At 47.1% G+C, this 15933-nt stretch carries 16 protein-coding genes and 1 pseudogene; 4 read left to right on the top strand and 13 right to left on the bottom strand.

Annotated features, from left to right (window positions below; genetic code table 11):
* Nucleotides 1-103: 103 nt before the first annotated feature.
* From ACFTRD_RS04635 to ACFTRD_RS04625, 3 genes are all read right to left on the bottom strand, one after another.
* Nucleotides 104-994 (bottom strand): TIGR01777 family oxidoreductase, encoded by an 891-nt coding sequence (locus ACFTRD_RS04635; RefSeq protein WP_379377952.1) that lies wholly within the window; start codon nucleotides 992-994, stop codon nucleotides 104-106.
* Nucleotides 995-1076: 82 nt separating this feature from the next.
* Nucleotides 1077-1598, bottom strand: coding sequence for a hypothetical protein (locus ACFTRD_RS04630; protein ID WP_379377951.1), 522 nt, complete (start codon nucleotides 1596-1598; stop codon nucleotides 1077-1079).
* Nucleotides 1599-1638: 40 nt separating this feature from the next.
* Nucleotides 1639-2196, bottom strand: a complete 558-nt coding sequence (locus tag ACFTRD_RS04625; protein ID WP_379377950.1) for a DJ-1/PfpI family protein — start codon at nucleotides 2194-2196, stop codon at nucleotides 1639-1641.
* 441 nt (nucleotides 2197-2637) lie between these two features.
* Here ACFTRD_RS04625 and ACFTRD_RS04620 point away from each other — a divergent pair, with 441 nt between their 5' ends.
* Nucleotides 2638-2985, top strand: coding sequence for a helix-turn-helix domain-containing protein (locus ACFTRD_RS04620; protein WP_379377949.1), 348 nt, complete (start codon nucleotides 2638-2640; stop codon nucleotides 2983-2985).
* Between the two features lie 100 nt (nucleotides 2986-3085).
* On the opposite strand, the gene ACFTRD_RS04615 is transcribed toward ACFTRD_RS04620, so the two are convergent.
* The 4 genes from ACFTRD_RS04615 to ACFTRD_RS04600 form a co-directional block, all read right to left on the bottom strand.
* Nucleotides 3086-3817 carry a YdcF family protein gene (locus tag ACFTRD_RS04615; RefSeq protein WP_379377948.1) on the bottom strand — a complete coding sequence of 244 codons (732 nt, stop codon included), beginning with the start codon at nucleotides 3815-3817 and terminating at the stop codon, nucleotides 3086-3088.
* Nucleotides 3818-3869: 52 nt separating this feature from the next.
* Nucleotides 3870-4421, bottom strand: a complete 552-nt coding sequence (locus ACFTRD_RS04610; RefSeq protein WP_379377947.1) for a nucleotidyltransferase family protein — start codon at nucleotides 4419-4421, stop codon at nucleotides 3870-3872.
* A 271-nt stretch (nucleotides 4422-4692) separates the two neighbouring features.
* Complete coding sequence (locus ACFTRD_RS04605) at nucleotides 4693-5550, bottom strand: DMT family transporter (RefSeq protein WP_379381183.1); 858 nt, start codon at nucleotides 5548-5550, stop codon at nucleotides 4693-4695.
* A 42-nt stretch (nucleotides 5551-5592) separates the two neighbouring features.
* On the bottom strand, nucleotides 5593-6636 hold the full coding sequence (locus tag ACFTRD_RS04600) for a metallophosphoesterase family protein (protein WP_379377946.1): 1044 nt from the start codon (nucleotides 6634-6636) through the stop codon (nucleotides 5593-5595).
* Nucleotides 6637-6968: 332 nt separating this feature from the next.
* On the opposite strand from ACFTRD_RS04600, the gene ACFTRD_RS04595 reads away from it, so the two are divergent.
* Nucleotides 6969-7499: a TetR/AcrR family transcriptional regulator gene (locus tag ACFTRD_RS04595; protein WP_379377945.1), complete on the top strand. Its 531-nt coding sequence runs from the start codon at nucleotides 6969-6971 to the stop codon at nucleotides 7497-7499.
* 89 nt (nucleotides 7500-7588) lie between these two features.
* Nucleotides 7589-8707, top strand: coding sequence for an MFS transporter (locus ACFTRD_RS04590; RefSeq protein WP_379377944.1), 1119 nt, complete (start codon nucleotides 7589-7591; stop codon nucleotides 8705-8707).
* 66 nt (nucleotides 8708-8773) lie between these two features.
* Here the strand turns inward: ACFTRD_RS04590 and ACFTRD_RS04585 are convergent.
* Nucleotides 8774-9064, bottom strand: a pseudogene (locus tag ACFTRD_RS04585) (SUMF1/EgtB/PvdO family nonheme iron enzyme); the annotation flags it as partial.
* A gap of 26 nt (nucleotides 9065-9090) precedes the next feature.
* Nucleotides 9091-9642 carry a hypothetical protein gene (locus tag ACFTRD_RS04580; RefSeq protein WP_379377942.1) on the bottom strand — a complete coding sequence of 184 codons (552 nt, stop codon included), beginning with the start codon at nucleotides 9640-9642 and terminating at the stop codon, nucleotides 9091-9093.
* Nucleotides 9643-9950: 308 nt separating this feature from the next.
* On the opposite strand from ACFTRD_RS04580, the gene ACFTRD_RS04575 reads away from it, so the two are divergent.
* Nucleotides 9951-10220 (top strand): SunI/YnzG family protein, encoded by a 270-nt coding sequence (locus ACFTRD_RS04575; RefSeq protein WP_379377941.1) that lies wholly within the window; start codon nucleotides 9951-9953, stop codon nucleotides 10218-10220.
* A gap of 120 nt (nucleotides 10221-10340) precedes the next feature.
* Here ACFTRD_RS04575 and ACFTRD_RS04570 read toward each other — a convergent pair whose 3' ends face one another.
* The 4 genes from ACFTRD_RS04570 to ACFTRD_RS04555 form a co-directional block, all read right to left on the bottom strand.
* Entirely contained in the window at nucleotides 10341-11303 is a 963-nt protein-coding gene (locus ACFTRD_RS04570) for a glycosyl hydrolase (protein WP_379377940.1), read from the bottom strand.
* Nucleotides 11304-11400: 97 nt separating this feature from the next.
* The gene (locus tag ACFTRD_RS04565) at nucleotides 11401-12411 is read right to left on the bottom strand and encodes a carbohydrate ABC transporter permease (RefSeq protein ID WP_192265321.1); all 1011 of its coding nucleotides are present in this window, start codon (nucleotides 12409-12411) and stop codon (nucleotides 11401-11403) included.
* A 32-nt stretch (nucleotides 12412-12443) separates the two neighbouring features.
* Complete coding sequence (locus ACFTRD_RS04560) at nucleotides 12444-13343, bottom strand: carbohydrate ABC transporter permease (protein ID WP_379377939.1); 900 nt, start codon at nucleotides 13341-13343, stop codon at nucleotides 12444-12446.
* On the bottom strand, nucleotides 13340-15925 hold the full coding sequence (locus tag ACFTRD_RS04555; RefSeq protein ID WP_379377938.1) for a DUF5696 domain-containing protein: 2586 nt from the start codon (nucleotides 15923-15925) through the stop codon (nucleotides 13340-13342). The genes ACFTRD_RS04560 and ACFTRD_RS04555 overlap by 4 nt, the downstream gene beginning before the upstream one ends.
* Between the last annotated feature and the right edge of the window lie 8 nt (nucleotides 15926-15933).

The following is a 15933-nucleotide window of genomic DNA, read 5'->3' as shown; positions in this document are numbered from 1 at the left end:
TTAAAGAAGGAACATACGGCAGAAGGGGCTGTACCATAAGTCATGAGCATGACGAGGAACATCCCTTTTTAATGTTATTTTGATTTTATGAATCCAGCACATGCTATTTCCCCTGCTTCAAAATCTCGGCCAGTGCAAGATCGAGCGTATCATATCTGAATGTAAATCCTTCTCTTTCCAGCCTTTCGGGAATCACCCAACGACTTTTGAGAACCAGTTCAGTTTCGGTCCGAATGAATCGCGCTCCCAGTTCCAGCATCCAGCGAGGTGAAGGAATTCCAATCCGAACTCCCATCTGCCGCCGCAGACTCTCCATAAGCTGGCGGTTCGTAACAGGATGCGGAGAGGATGCATTAAATACACCCTCCAGCTGCGGATGCTGCTGAACATAGATGACCATGCGGAACAAATCTTCGATATGAATCCAGCTAAACTGCTGGGTTCCAGATCCTTGTGATCCACCCAGCCCAAAGCGGACTAGATTGGTTAGTGGCTCCATGACGCCGCCTTCTCCGAGCACAATGGCAATCCGTAATGCAATCTGACGTGTAGACGGCAGACTGAATTCAAAAAAAGCCTTTTCCCACGCCTTGGCGACATCCACCGAGAACCCGGAGCCAATCTCGCCCTCTTTCTCCGTCATGGGGCGATCTTCTGCATGTCTGTATATCGTGGCTGTGCTCGAATTAATCCATAATTCAGGAGGATTGCTGCAAGCCAGAACAGACTCGCCCAAAATGCGGGTTGTGCGTGTTCTGGATTCCAAAATGATTTTGCGGTTCGCGTCCGTGTAACGGCAGTTTACGGATTTTCCGGCCAGGTTAATCAGCAATTCTGCACCTTCAAGTGCCTGGTTGATTCCAGCCTGGTTCTCCCAGGCAATATGACCGGGCTGACGTGAGATAATGAGCACCTCATAACCAAGTTCCTTGAATCTATGGGCAAAATCCTGACCAACAAACCCTGTTCCACCCGCCAACACAACCTTTTTCACGGTATCCCCTCATTTCCCCATACTGGGTAAAGCAAGTACGCTATATATGAACTAACACCGTCTCTGACCGTTTTGTTTGATTTTAATTTACGCCCAATGCTGCGTATAAGCGATTGCGTTCTTCCATCGCCCATGCGTTCGCTGGGTTTTGCTCCAACTGGTAGCGGAGCTCGTCATGAAAATCATGAATCATAAATCCTTCAGGCAAAGTCCCCAGCATGGCTGTAAAATCATATTCCGGCAGTTTTCTTTGTCCTTTACCGATCTGCTTCAACCATTCCATCCATTCGGCAAGCGTTAGTACTTCTTCCTGCCATAGTTCAGCCTGTAATCCAAGTGCATCCTGAAGCTGCTCATATGCAAATGGATCGGAGAAGGGACGGCATGCTTGCACTGCCAGCTCATACAGCTCGATTACTGCACGTCGCACCTCATGCTCAAGCTCGATCTCCAATCCATCCATGAAGTCCTGAACTTGAATGGTCAGCCCGTCATCGTATAGTAATGGTGCGTGTGCCAATAGACGCAAAACCTCTTCCATGTCATGCGCAGAAACTTTCTTTTGCTCATAGAGAGCAGGTAACATATATGCTGTAATGATCATTCACTCCTACATCGTTCTTCTATTAATGACGTATATTATATCATGATTTGGCGTTGAAATATTTGAACACTTGAATCGTTTCTTCCAGATCTTCAGGACCTGAATAGATATTCATAACTTTACCGATTTCGATTCCAAAATCCACATAAGCATTAGCCTTGGCTGTAATGATATGTCCATCCACAACAACGCCTTCGTTCACATATGTTCCTTGGGCAGTGATTGCTCTCATCTCCGATTCAGCATTGGTTGTAAATGATCTGCTCTCCAATACTTGCGCTTGACCGAACAACAATGTTCCTGCACAGATGGCTGCAATAGGCGTCTTGCGCTCATTAAGTAATTTGATGAAGTACATCAAGTCCGGACGTTGCAACATTTCCGTAACATCTCCTCCAGGAATGATGAAAAGGTCCACTTCAGATGGATCAATCTCATTTAATAGAACAGAGGGATTAACTGAAAATCCCTCATATGACTTTAACGGTCCCTTTTCCAACGCCACCGCCATGATTTCTCCTTGCGTTTTCATAAAATAGCTGGCTAACATAATCTCAAATGATACGTATCCTTCAAATAATAATATGTATGTTTTCAAATCAGCCGCACCCCTTCCGTATATTCCCTATTTATGTTTTATTTCTCCAACTACCTCATTGTACAAGATTCTTTCGTTTGATGGCGTGTTCCAACAAAAAACAGCCCCTTGTAGGCCGCTTTGGCGTACGGAGGCTGTCGAATTCAAACAAAAAGTCGTGTAAATTTTCAGGGAGTTTCAAATTGGAAATCTCATCAGTTAAGTACAATAAAGGTTTATCAATCTGCCGATTCATGAAGGAGTACATTTCATTCAAGTCCATCAACTCCTTTATCCGTTTTACTCTCTGTACAAAACAAAATGGTATGTATTTTTTATGTTTTGGGCAAGATATAGATAAAATATTACTATATAGTAGTTTTTTAATCAAATTACATATTAAGTATTGGTTAATCAACCTCTATTCTTTCTCTACACTTCTAATTAAAGAGAGGTGTACATATGTCAGAACTTTTGGAGTTAGTTGGTGCAAGAATAAGAGATCTTCGGAAATCCAGGGATCTATCTCAAGAAGCGCTAGCTGAAAAGGCAGGATTTAATACAAGTTATATCGGATTCATTGAACGGGCGGAGCGTAACATCTCTTTAAAAAATTTGGATAGAATCGCGGATGCTCTCGATGTCGGTGTTAATCAATTATTTACATATGTGAATGAAAATGAGGCACTCTCCTATGAAGATACTAACATCCAGAAACTGATTACCATTCTGAGAACCCATGAACCGCATGAAATAGCTATGGCTCTCAATGTGATCACTGAAATTTTCAACACGTACGATAAGAAATAACAAAAAGGCAACGTTCACTCGATTAGGAGTTGATCGTTGCCTTTTTTGGCTCGATATCTCTTTGGAATTGCAATCCATCTCTGAATTTGCGCATTATCCATTAGATAAATGCTTTAACCGCTGCAAAATACTCTCGGATCATATTAATCGGTTTCAGATAACCCGGTGAAGGAGCAGAAATGCCGTATTCGGCAGCGAAACCGTTCTTGGCGGCCAAATACTTGGATCTGAACATATGGTAATCACTTGTGACAATCATGATCTCGGGATGCTCCAGCCCGGATGCATCAATGATTTTTTTGGAAAAAGCCATATTCTCCTGAGTGCTTGTCGATCGATCTTCCATAATGACTTGTGTGGGGCTGATCCCCTGATCAACAAGGTAGTTTTTCATGGCAAGTGCTTCCGGAATGGATTCCCCCGGCCCCTGACCCCCGGATACAATCACTGGCGTATGAGGATGACTGCGAATATAGTCCAGACTGGCATCCAGCCTTTGTTTCAAAGTCAATGACAATTCCGTTCCTTTGATGCCCGAGCCGAGAATAATGACATAGTCCGCTTCTTCCGGATCATTCGCGTTAAGCTGAGTAAATACAAGGGCTTCGATAATGACAAATGAAACCGCAGCAATCCCGAAGCCGGTAAGCAGAATACGTTTCAGCAGAATATGCTTTTGATAATCAATTCGCCTTAGCACGATAAAAGCAACAGTGATCATGCCAAAAAACTTCACCGCGAAGTTCCAGCCCCAGAAGACCAGAAAAAACACAAAACATGCAATGAAAATAAGATCAAGGATCAGGCCTTTTTCTTGTATAAACTTTTTCATAAATCCAGTAACACTCCTTCTTGAGCTTGCACTTCCGTCACATGCCCTTGATTCAGGATCTTATGATTGTAAGCATAGGCCACTGTTGTTGCCAGTACTTCTTCTCTACACGCTGATTATAATAGTCTGCATCCGAGAAAAAAGGACTTTGCCGCACGATTAACCCATACAGATCCTCCAGCCCATGCGGGGCACAGATGCCCACCTGATCCTGTTCATCCAACCGCACACCTATGGCTGTGACGATTTCTGGCCAATATCGAAGAGCATCTTCTGTGGATTGATAGGGTTCGTTTCCGTTGCGCAGATGCATCCTCGCCTGATTTTTCACCGACCACTTGGAATTGCCTGTCTCCTCGCGAAGCCGTTGCTCCAGCAGCAGATCCCGCTCCTGTCGCATGTCTTCCGTATCGTAGTATACAACATCAATATCGCTGTGCAGTTCACGAAGAGAATAGCCATGAAGCGCATCCCAGATATAATTGCGAATATACCCCGCACCTATGTAACACTGAGGCAAATCAAGACTGCGAACCCTCCGCAGGTCGTGCATTAATTTTTCATGCTCCGTAATCGCCTGGATCAACTTGTCCTCATGCAGCATATAGCGCCTCTCCTTGTTACTCTGCCCTTTTAATCGTAGAGCTATCATTGCTTACTGTTACTGTTACTTTTACTTTTACTTTTACTTTTACTTTACTTTACCGACAACTGCTTGTTTCCAATATATCATGTTTGAGTACCTGCAATAAAATAAACAAATCCCCTCAGGCAGTAATCCTAAGCTCATCTGAACAGATGTTCCTAAAGATCATTTACCCTGAGGGGATTAAATGAGGAGATTGAATAAAGGAATTAAGCCTACTGGAATTCCACTAACCCCACATGCCAATCAGCAATATGCCGCCAAAAATAACGATGGAACAGAGAATACGCTTCTTCCCCTGCTGTTCTTTCAGTAACAAAATACCGAGGAAGGCCGCAAATACCGTCCCCACTTCCCGAAGCGGACCCAACCTGGCCATCGGTGCCTGCTGTAATGCAAACAGAAACAACAAGTACGAGCCCGGATTCAGCAGTGCTCCCAGCATAATGGTCGATCGATTCTTCTTCCACTCCTGACGCAGTTGGCGGGAAGCGAGCAGCGCCGGAGTCAATCCGGCAACAAAGCCAATGTTCGTCACTTCAAGTAACGACAGGGGTGAAATATGCTCTAGATTTAATTTGTCCACGAACACATAACTGGTTGTACATAACCCGACACATAAGGCCATCAGAACCGGCTTTGATCCTGTTACCCTTGAGCCAGATTTGCCGTCTCTGCTTCCCACACCACTAAGTACCGTAAATCCAACGATCATGCAGGCAATACCGACCCAGCCGAACAGTGATAACGTTTCCCCTAGAAAAGCAACCCCGATCAAAGGCACTAACAAGGTGCTCGTTCCCCGCATAATCGGATAAATCTGCGACAAATCGCCCAATTCATACGTCTGCGACAGCAGCCAGGAATACAACGCTTGCAGCGCCATGGATAGCACAAGCAGTGCATAGGCTGGCATGGATAATGGTACCCGTACCAACTCCACGATAAGCACAGGCAGGAGAATTACGGTCGGAATCATCATGATGGACCATAAGAACACACTTTTGTTCAAACTGCGTTTGGTGAACATACTCCAGACAGCGTGAGCCATCCCGGAAGCGAGCACCAGAAATACAGGTAAAATCATAATCAAAACGTTCCTCTCTAATCCCTTGCTCTTCTATATTCTCTAATGTGCCAAACCGCCCTCAGGTTGATGTTCTGGCTGTTCCCTCACAACAGATCCGTCCTTCAAGCGAAGCCAGGTATCAAAGCTGCGTTGTCCCGCCTGCAATTGAATGACCCGTCCTCCGCGCAGCATGCCTTCCCTCCCGTATGTACTGTGTCCACTTGAACGGCCGTAGCAGAGACGAATACCATGGTAAGTCCCCTGAAAATCATTCACATGATCATGCCCGCAAAAGGTCCCCATCACATCGCCCATCTCCAGCAGTGCCGAGAACAAACCCGAGTTCACTTGGGCAGAGCAGACAGGTTCGTACTTGCTGCCGTAACAGATCTGTGTGTCCCACATGGACTGATATTCAGGAATCGGGATATGGAAAAACGCCAAGGCTGGAAGCTTATCCCCGCGGCTGCGGCCGGGATTGACGCGTGTGGATTCAGACATCAGCCACTGGATCTGATTAGGCTGAATCCAGCCATAACCGGGAATGGACTCGAACGGGGAATAGCTCCCTGAATCGAGTAAATACAACACTGCCGCCGGATTGCCATCCGCTCCGGCAATCTCCAGTGTGTAATTGCCCAATCCTGCAATCTCACCCGGCCCAGGTTCCGTCACAGTATGCGCATGTTCTTGAATCACATCCATTAATCCATCGGGGGTAATCCGATTCTCCGTGTCATGGTTGCCATACACAAAAGCCCACGGAATCCCACACTCTTCCACCACCGATACGGCATCCCGGAATGCCTGCTCTGGATGTTCACATTCCTTATTGCCAGGATCGACAGGTCCCGTGTAGATGACATCGCCTGTAAATACAACCATATCGGGTTGCTCCACTTCAATTACCGTTTTCATCAATTTCCGGGTCCGAAGATCTTCAGTCCGCCCGTCCTTCCAGTGTAATTCTGTAAACTGCACGATTTTGAAGGTTCCATTTTCTTGAAAAGCAAGCTGACGTTTCACCCTTTTTCCTCCCTGATGATCCATGGAATATGGATTAAAGTTTTCAATGTTGTTTATTGTGGTTTTACGTTGTTTCATATGATATTATCCTCACATCATATTACTGTCAATACATATTAAGAACGGGATCACTCCTTCTTTCCATCTCAAAATTGGCAAACTCTTCTCTCCAATTTTAAACTTGCTCATGAGTTACTGAGTCATTGGACGCTCCACCTTTGCCCAGATTACGCCTATAGATCAAATATCCATGGTGATATCACAGATTCCATTGGCCCTGCTGAATGGCTAGAAGCTCTCACCAAATGGCAATTGAAATGGTTCACAGTATTTGACAATGGGGACCGTTTTCTATAATTTAGAAATATAATGATCGTTCTATCTTATTCTGAAGGGAGAGTATCATCCTTATGAGCAGCAAAAAGGAAATGCTGTTGAACGTGGCTGAGGAATTATTCTACCTGCACGGATTTCATTCCATCGGCTTGAAGCGAATCATCACAGATGCCGGGATCGCCATCATGACGTTATATAATCACTTCAACTCCAAAGATGATCTCATTGTAGAAGTGCTTCTGCGGCGCGAACAGCGCTATCTGGAGCAGCTGCGGCAGTACGCCGACAACAAAGCGCAGTCCGTATTCGTCAATCTGGCGGAAGGCCATGCACGCTGGTTAATGGAGCATGAGTCGAGAGGATGTTTGTTTCTGCGTGCCAAGGAGGAATTTGGCGGAGATCCAGACAACGTCATAGTACAAACTGTCAACGCACATAAGAAACATGTGATGACCTTGATCAAAAATCTTGATCCTGCCGCAAGCAACCGTGCAGTGTTGCAATTTAACCTGCTGCTGGAGGGTTCTACCGCACTCGCTGAGACAGAAAATGTAAATAGTGTATGTCGGGAACTCATTCACATGACGCAAAATAGTTTCAAGTGATCCCAGACCGGGTGAGTTAGTAGTTCAACTCACTTTTTTATTTCAAAGAAAATATAATGATCGTTCTATCTAAAAAAGAGGTGGATTTAATGAAAAAAGTAATTTTCCCAGGGATTGCACTGATCGCGATATGTTATGCATTCGGGAGATTCAGCTACGGGCTGTTTATGCCGGAAATTTCGGAAGCACTGCAACTGGACGATGCCCAGTCCGGAGCAATCAATTCCGCAACCTACATTGCATACTGCCTGTCCTTGCTTAGTGCTCCACTTCTTATTAATCGCATGGGGCACTATCATGTTATTCAAATAGCTGGCGTTAGTGCTGTACTCGGTTTATTGGGCATTGGCTTGTCTCCAAACGCCTTTATTCTTACGTTAAGCGTATTTCTCGCCGGATTAAGTACGGGCCTCGCTTCTCCTGCATTGGGCAACACCGTCTATGCTGAGCTTGCGCCTGAACAGCAAGCCAGAGGAAACAGCTGGATTAACACAGGTACCAGCTTTGGCATTATCGTATCCGGTCCGATCTACTGGCTGTTCACTGAATATTGGCGTTTAACCTACATCTTCTTCGCTGTTCTCGGTGTGGTGGTTGTGGTGTGGAATAGACGGGTTCTTTCCAAACGCAAAACAGAGCCTTGTACCAAGTCCCTCTGGGCATGCATGAAGCCGACCAGACCCGGTGTAGCTCTGCTTATGGCTTCCCTTCTGACAGGCATCAGTTCTGCAATCTATTGGACCTTTGCCCGAAACTTCCTCACGGACGAAAAAGGGGCCTCCGATTCGGAAGCCGTACTGTTCTGGATTGTGATGGGGATTATGGGGATTCTCGGGGGATGTGCTGGTCGCATTATTGAACGCATTGGGATCGGATGGTCCTATCGGATAGGAATTCTGCTCTTGTCTCTTTCACTTGGCGTTATCCTTCTTCCATCGATGGCCGCCAGCTTGATCTCAGCCATTGTGTTTGGCAGCACCTATATTTTTCTGACCAGTGTATTCATTGTTTGGGCCACAAGACTATTCAACCCGAATACGTCCATCGGGATCAGCCTTGCTTTTCTGGCTCTCGGAGCAGGGCAGTTCCTGGGTTCATCCATAGCAGGTTACACCATTGAAATGTTCTCCAACACCACAGCGTTTCTGGCCTTTGCTGTACTGGGTCTGTTCGGGTTGCTCATTCGGGTGAAGCACCCCGTGTCTTAATCTACAAACCGATGGATGATCAGAACGATCGTTCAGATTAGAATCAGGCCCCTCGGGATGAGCTCAGTCTGCACCTTCAACAACCCACCACCGGGGCGTCTGTTGTACCACGGTTCGAACTTGAACCGCTGTTTGCTGAGAAACAAACAGATGAAAAACAAAAGACCAGCCAAACTGCTCCGCCTCAGTCCGATATCCCGTCCCACGTACAAACTGGGCGAATTCCGCATTCGTTACCGTACATGCGTCCAGATAAAAGGAGTTCACCTGAACTTCCCTGACGGGGCCTTCCCCGTCTGCGGTAAAAGCTTCGGGGGCATTCGTGCCCATCAGGAAACGCCCACCTTCAATACGAACGCTTCGCCTGAATTTCTTCATCCGTTTCACACGTCAAAACGTTGACGATATGGCCTGATGATGCCCTCGTTCCAGACCTGTACTTCGATATAACGTTCGGGACCGAGATCACCCTGTCGATTCCATTCCTGAGGCCATCCATAGGATCGAATAACGTCCAGAATTTCATCTTTGGTGTAGACCTGCTTACGGTAAGCTTTATCATCCAAATAACGCATCGTTGGAAACAAATCGCCGTAGGTAAAACTAACGGAATCAGGAGGCAGCTCCTCCCAGGAGATCGTGACACAATCAGGATCGGTATACCATGATTCCAACCACGCACATGCACCCAGGGTCAGGTAATGAGGATAACGGTTGGTCGGTTTCCCACCTTTGGCGATAAACTGCTCGTACGCTTTCTGCTCAAGCGCTCTGCGAATCATCATGTAATCTGCTGAACGCTGACTGGCAAAATTTCGGCCTTCCTGCCGGATACGCCGCGCAACGACTTCTGCCTCCTGTTCGGACAGACTGGAGAGATTGCGGAATGGTCCAACACTTTTTTCAAAATAATGATATGCGTTCAGGTCCGTCATTCGGGTCCCGCCTCTTTTTCAAAAGATGTAAATACACACTCATTCACAAATGCTAGAGTTTATTATTCGTACAACCTGAGTTTTACTCAGATACAAAAACAACTTCTTACATCTACTTATAATGTACCTCATGTCCACATTAGTGGAAATACCAATAGCAAAATCATTCGTTTCGATGAAACTCACGCAGTGCCCTTTATTCGCCAGATTCGCTTTTATTAAGGAAATATTAACCACCAAATGATAAACTAATAAAAGAGAGGAGAAATGACTACATATGATAAGGCATAATAAGGAGGGCTTTATTTATGTTAGGAATCAAAGTACAGCAAGTAGAGAATCAACTAATCATCCGTTGGCAGCTTTCCAAAATAGAATTCCCCATCTCAGATATTAGAGCAGTTACCCTTGATGATACATATGGTGGAAGTGAGCCTTCAGCCGTTCGAATCGGCGCAGCCTATGGCGCTTCCGAAACAATCTTAATCCGTACAACCAATCAATCCTACATTTTGTTTACTTCCAATGAGGCTTTATTCCCGAAAATCAGTGCCATGCTATGCAACGCTGCTGGGTAGCTCATTTAATCGGAACTCACCCATTTACAAAAAAATGATCAATACAAAAGCGTCAGAACTCGCATAATTCCTTATGCTTTGCTGACGCTTTTATAGTTTAGTAATCGTTCAGATGACAGCCTATTTCCAGCTCCACTTCGGTAATTGATCCAGGGTTACGACATATTCGCTATGGTATACTTCCTTCAAATAAGATATGGCATTATGATTGCCATCCCTCAGGAACCCTCCCGTCCAGGTACAGAACCAGCTCCAGTGCACGCCCTGCTCTTTCATTTGCTTTGGATCAGGAATGGAGCCGTTCTCGGCTAGGGCAATGATTTTTCGGTCATTCACCAGTGTGCGCAGATTCTCATAACGTTCAGCTAGTGGACTGTGATCCCCTGCTTCTGGATACACATCCACACTCACAATGTCCACCACATCGTCACCCGGATACCACTCCGGCTTTTCTGAGTTCCACACCCAGATCAGATTACCCAGATCATACTTGTTGACCAATCGATCATACAGCAGACGATACAACTGCTTGGCAGGTTCAGGTCCTTTGGCTCCCCACCAGAACCAGCCTCCTTCCGCTTCATGAAGCGGCCGGAATAACACAGGCACCCCAGCATCCTTTAGTTCTTGCAGATGTCCTGCAATTGCATCAATATCCCGGATCAATAAGGTATATTCTTCCGATTTGGGATGAGCCAGCGCCGAGGCAAGATCATAGGTGGTGGCATCGGTATAAAACCCCCGCCACCATTCCTTGCCTGGTTCGTCAATCAGATTCGTCGGTGCATTCCAGTGCCAGCAGAGAGTCACAATTCCGCCTTGCCGGTGCCATGCAATCGCATCCCGAATCTCCTGTGAGATCGCACCTCGTTCTGTTCTTGAAGGAGAATATTCCATGAGATCGAATCCGATTACCGCCGGCTTCCGGCCTGTATTCTCATTAATCCAGTTCAGATTGCCATAATCCTGCTGTCCCGACAGTACCCCTTTTCCATAACGTTCTGCCAAAAAATTCATCAGTTCTCTGGCCTCAGAAGTTGCTGCTTCATTCACCAGAACACTGCTAATCCTGCTCTCCGTCATAGCTATCCCCCCACTATATGGCATGGTCCACGCCCATTAACACAACCAACTTCGAATCCGATAAGCTGATTACTCTATTTCTACCTTCCTCCGCTTCTTAACCCACAACACCGGAACGTTCAATACTTTCCACGAAATAGCGCTGTACAAACAGATACAAAATAATAAGCGGTGCAATCGCCAGCAGAATGCCCGTATCCACAATCATGGCGACATAGTTCGGATCGGCCTTCATACCCGAGTTCGAACCAAAACCCATCAATTGGGGAATTAACTGGTTCGCCTGGGCTGGCAAGGACGCCACCTTCAGCGAGATGAGTGGACTTTCACTCATGAATAACGCCGAATAGAACGTATCATTGTACTGCCAGACAAAGGAGAACAGAATGACCGTGATTAGCGGTGAAATGGCGTTGGGCAGCATGATTCGGGCAAATGTCCGAAACCCGCCTGCTCCATCGATTAGCGCAGCTTCTTCAATTTCCTTGGGCATGCCCTTGAAGAATTGACGGAAAATATAAATGAACAGCCCTGCCTTCAGCCCACCTGCCGTAGCCGCCGTAATCATGGACGGCCAATATGTATTCAGTAGGTTGATCCCCTCACGCCCCGTGAACAGATGAACCATTCCCAGGATGTCAAAGCTGCGGAAGTGCAGATACATCGGCACCATCAGGGTGCTTGTCGGTACCAGAATGGTGAGGATCACCAACACAAACAGCACATTGCTTCCGGGGAAGGAAAAGCGGGCAAAGCCGTATCCGGCTAACGCACAGGATATGGCTGTGAGCAGCGTTGTAATCGTGACGAACAACAGCGTATTTGCCAGTAAAGGCAAATAATCCATTACCTGTGCCGCAAGCTTGATATTATCCAGCGTAAAATGCTGGGGAATCATATAGATGGTCGGATTATAGATATCCTGCTTATCCTTGAATGCAACCGAAATTTTAAGAACCAGCGGATACAAAATAATAAATGAAATACCGATAACCAGTGCATATCTGAATATGGAATACAGGAGGTCCGATGTCTTGTTTCGCACCCTCTGCATGCGGTAGTTCTCTCTTGGAACCACCACCATGCGATCCGTTCCCGACACAGCCATAGTCCTATGCCTCCTTCAACGTTCGTTCGCTTTCAATTGTAATGAACCCGTCGTGACAGCACCCATCCAACAACAACCAGTACCAGACCGATGACCAGTGTGTATAACCAGGACATGGCTGAGCTCAGACCGAAGTTCTGGGTTTTGAATGCGGTCTGGTAGATCGTCTCGGTCACCGGGCTGCCTGCAAAGGAATCAATAATGGTATAGATGACATTCGTCAGAATCAATGGACTCACCATAGGAAACGTAATTTTCCAGAATGATTCATAGGCTGTTGCGCCTTCAATTTTGGCCACTTCATACATCGAGCCCGGTACCGATTGCAGCGCAGCGAGAAAGATCAGAATCTGTACGCCCGAGCTGCTAATGATCTCGTAAATCCGCATGATGGCTTCAACAATGTAATCCACGTAGGCCAGGGGTAACCCTACATCCGCCAGCATCCGTACGATGGAAACGACGTTGAACGAAGCTCCTCCGTCAGCCGTGGATTCAACCGCGCTAGCGTCCCCCATCAGATTGATCAGACCTGCGGACTCGGCCGCTGCCACCGCACTGGAGGCCAGAATAACCGGCAGGAAGAAGATCGCACGTGCCATCGTTCTACCCTTGAATTTCTGGTTAAGCAGTGTTGCTGTAAACAAACTGAAGAACAGAATCATCGGCACATTCAGCAGCATCGCTCCGACCGAATCCACCAAAATCCGGTTAAATGTAGCATCAACCAGTATGGCATCCTTGAAATTTTTCAGCCCGACAAAATCCAGTACATATCCTCCTGGGGCAACCGAGAGATTGCTCAAACTGAACCGGATCGATTGCAGCAGCGGCGTGGCGAACAGAAAGATGAAACCAATCAGCCATGGCGAAATAAACGCAAGTCCAAGCAGCGCTCTTCGTGATTTCAGCGACAAACGAAGGCTTCTCATCGGTTCACTCCTTCCACTGTATAGTCCGCCCCGCCAACGGTAATTCCATCGATCGTTACCGGATCATCATTGTAATTCACCAGAATAGACGCCCCGCCACGGTATGTGACACGTACAACACCATCCTGAACTCGTTCATGCTCGGTCATTGGCTGGTTTCTCAAGTCACCCAGTACCCCATTTGCTTCCTTGTATAATTCAGCTGCCTCATCTACCCAATATGCATAGTCAGTGGCATAAGCCGAATCATAACTGGTCAGCTTTAGCTTGGATGCTGGTTCGTACGTCCATTGAAACTGCGGAGCTGAGCCCAGCTCCAGACTATGGAGCAGTTGTTTGCGCAGATCCTGATCCCCCGACGTATTCATTGGAGAAGCAGCGTAGTCCATATATCCATGAATGACCATTTCATAAAAAGGGACTTCCTCATCGGTAATGTTGAACCGGCTGGATCCTGAGGGAGCATCCACAATATGCTGCGTATATCCCCACGCATAGGCGTTAGCTGATGATAACATCATGTTTGGATACTCTTGCTGCAGCTTGCCCAGTTGCTCTTTCACGATGTTCTTCGCGGTCTCCCGGTGGATGACACGACTATCGCGATAATCCGAGCTCAATACCTGCCCGAGATCACGCAGAGATAATCCGCTGAGTTCCAATTTGTTGATTTTTCCGGCAAACTCACTCACCATATACGGCAGCTTGGCGGCCGACAGCAGATAATAGCTGTCTATGCTCCGATCCATCCGGTTGAGGGCAGGACTATATGGATACAATTCAGCTGTCTCCTTGGTTACAAATCGGGCTGCATCCGAGGATGGAGCAAAGTTCCAATCATCGTGATACATGCGCTGGAACGCCACATCAGGGAACAGCGTTCCTCCAGACTGCTTCAATTGTTCAGACAGCTTCTGTAATTCAAAACGACTGCCCACTTCACTGTCCAGTTTGACCTGGGTGGGTGTACCGTGACTGAAGCCACCACCAAACCATCCCTGATACCGCATCTGCACGCGGTTCACACCCTCCTGCTGCAGCTTCGCAGCCATTTCAGCCGCTTGTTCATATGTCGTCATAGCCAATGTGGTCCGATAAGGCACACCCAGGAATGAAGTTTTTTTGTCCACTGCACCTAACACATCCACGTAAAAAGCTAATGCCGACTCGTTTTCCAGCGGTTTCAGTACACTTTGCCCCACCAACTGCTGCTGATACAACCGAGCCATGCCGGAATAACTGGCATCTTCCCCATGAAGGAAATGGTACCGGACCTGAATATCCCCACGGAAAGGTTCCTCGCTCAATAACTGAATTTCTTGCATCTTTTGCGAGGTATACATCTCCAGTTCATCTTCACCCCGCAGGGAAAACGTGCCATAGACATGGTTGTAACTATTTTGCCTGCCTCCAATATCCGCAGAGATACTGGCCATGCCATCCCCTTTTTCAATCACGGCAAACCAGGCATGTTCACCGTTCTTCAGACCAAACACAGGCATATGCACAGATTCACTCACCTGAGGACGACCGAGCGAATTATCGTTCGGATCTGCACCATACACACGCTGTACATACTGCTCTTCCTTGACCTTTCCGTTGTTCAGATAGATCAGGCTGCCTGAACCGTCGGGGACAAACATATAACCTTCACCTTTCGTATCCGCCGCACCAAAGTAAGCCAGCAGATCGATATTGCGAATGCGGTATGGTCCGCTCTCTTTCACCTGACTTAGCGGCACCGTGACCACCAGCGAACCTTGATCCAACCGGTATTCCACCGGAATGACGAAGCTTGGTTTATCCGATATGCCCCCGCCTTCAACCCCATTCTCCTGATTGTCATAAGCAAGATCGTCAGCGGTGTACCCTGCCGTCTCAAAGGCATCCAGCATCTTGTTCAGCACAAGCTGCTTTGAAATCTGTCCATCGAGCCGTTCCAGCACATCCGGATTGTTCTTGGTTGGATAGTACCGGGCAGACGTATATCTTGCGACTGTAGCATCCAGTTTCGAAAGGACCTTCTCTTCCAGACGCTGTTTGCTGATCAGTTTGGGCAGGGCATCAATACCTAGCGAGGTATCCCCGAGCGTGTATGTAACCCGAATTCCCTGTTCCACATTGACAGCTGCAAATTGTTGGTTGCTGATACTGGAGCTAAAGTTCGGAAAGTTCTCCAGTGTACCGATTGCATCCCGAAATGACACGTTCAGCTGGGAGGACAGAACTTCCTTTTCATAACCGGAAGCCAGGCCATCCTGATTACGTTCGTTCGGATTGCTGTACCAGATCTGTCCACTCGTTCCATCTCGAACAGCAATTTCGGTCGTCTCTTCGTTGTAATAGAGCGCCATCCCCTGGTCTTCGGCAACCAACTGCATACCCGGCACACCCTGGGAAGAATCGGAAAGGAATTGCAGTGACTCCGTCCCGGTTGACATGGCCGCCGTTGTTGCTTCAAGATAAGCCGTTGCTTCCACGGCAGGTACTCCCCTGTTGTTGATATACAGCAGTCCGGCTGCAAGCAGGATCACAGCTGCACCACTGGCCAGCACCGCATATATTCGTTGCCTTTTGTTCACGGATGCCG

This window comes from Paenibacillus sp. NPDC056933, assembly GCF_042674385.1.
Classification (GTDB): domain Bacteria; phylum Bacillota; class Bacilli; order Paenibacillales; family Paenibacillaceae; genus Paenibacillus.
This window is presented reverse-complemented; position numbering and strand designations above follow the sequence as displayed.

Excerpts from the sequence above, each read along its gene's own strand:
- ACFTRD_RS04630 (WP_379377951.1), bottom strand. The coding sequence starts at position 1,598 with ATGATCATTACAGCATATATGTTACCTGCTCTCTATGAGCAAAAGAAA.
- ACFTRD_RS04620 (WP_379377949.1), top strand. The coding sequence starts at position 2,638 with ATGTCAGAACTTTTGGAGTTAGTTGGTGCAAGAATAAGAGATCTTCGG.
- ACFTRD_RS04615 (WP_379377948.1), bottom strand. The coding sequence starts at position 3,817 with ATGAAAAAGTTTATACAAGAAAAAGGCCTGATCCTTGATCTTATTTTC.
- ACFTRD_RS04610 (WP_379377947.1), bottom strand. The coding sequence starts at position 4,421 with ATGCTGCATGAGGACAAGTTGATCCAGGCGATTACGGAGCATGAAAAA.
- ACFTRD_RS04605 (WP_379381183.1), bottom strand. The coding sequence starts at position 5,550 with ATGATTTTACCTGTATTTCTGGTGCTCGCTTCCGGGATGGCTCACGCT.
- ACFTRD_RS04600 (WP_379377946.1), bottom strand. The coding sequence starts at position 6,636 with ATGAAACAACGTAAAACCACAATAAACAACATTGAAAACTTTAATCCA.
- ACFTRD_RS04595 (WP_379377945.1), top strand. The coding sequence starts at position 6,969 with ATGAGCAGCAAAAAGGAAATGCTGTTGAACGTGGCTGAGGAATTATTC.
- ACFTRD_RS04590 (WP_379377944.1), top strand. The coding sequence starts at position 7,589 with ATGAAAAAAGTAATTTTCCCAGGGATTGCACTGATCGCGATATGTTAT.
- ACFTRD_RS04580 (WP_379377942.1), bottom strand. The coding sequence starts at position 9,642 with ATGACGGACCTGAACGCATATCATTATTTTGAAAAAAGTGTTGGACCA.
- ACFTRD_RS04575 (WP_379377941.1), top strand. The coding sequence starts at position 9,951 with ATGTTAGGAATCAAAGTACAGCAAGTAGAGAATCAACTAATCATCCGT.
- ACFTRD_RS04570 (WP_379377940.1), bottom strand. The coding sequence starts at position 11,303 with ATGACGGAGAGCAGGATTAGCAGTGTTCTGGTGAATGAAGCAGCAACT.
- ACFTRD_RS04565 (WP_192265321.1), bottom strand. The coding sequence starts at position 12,411 with ATGGCTGTGTCGGGAACGGATCGCATGGTGGTGGTTCCAAGAGAGAAC.
- ACFTRD_RS04560 (WP_379377939.1), bottom strand. The coding sequence starts at position 13,343 with ATGAGAAGCCTTCGTTTGTCGCTGAAATCACGAAGAGCGCTGCTTGGA.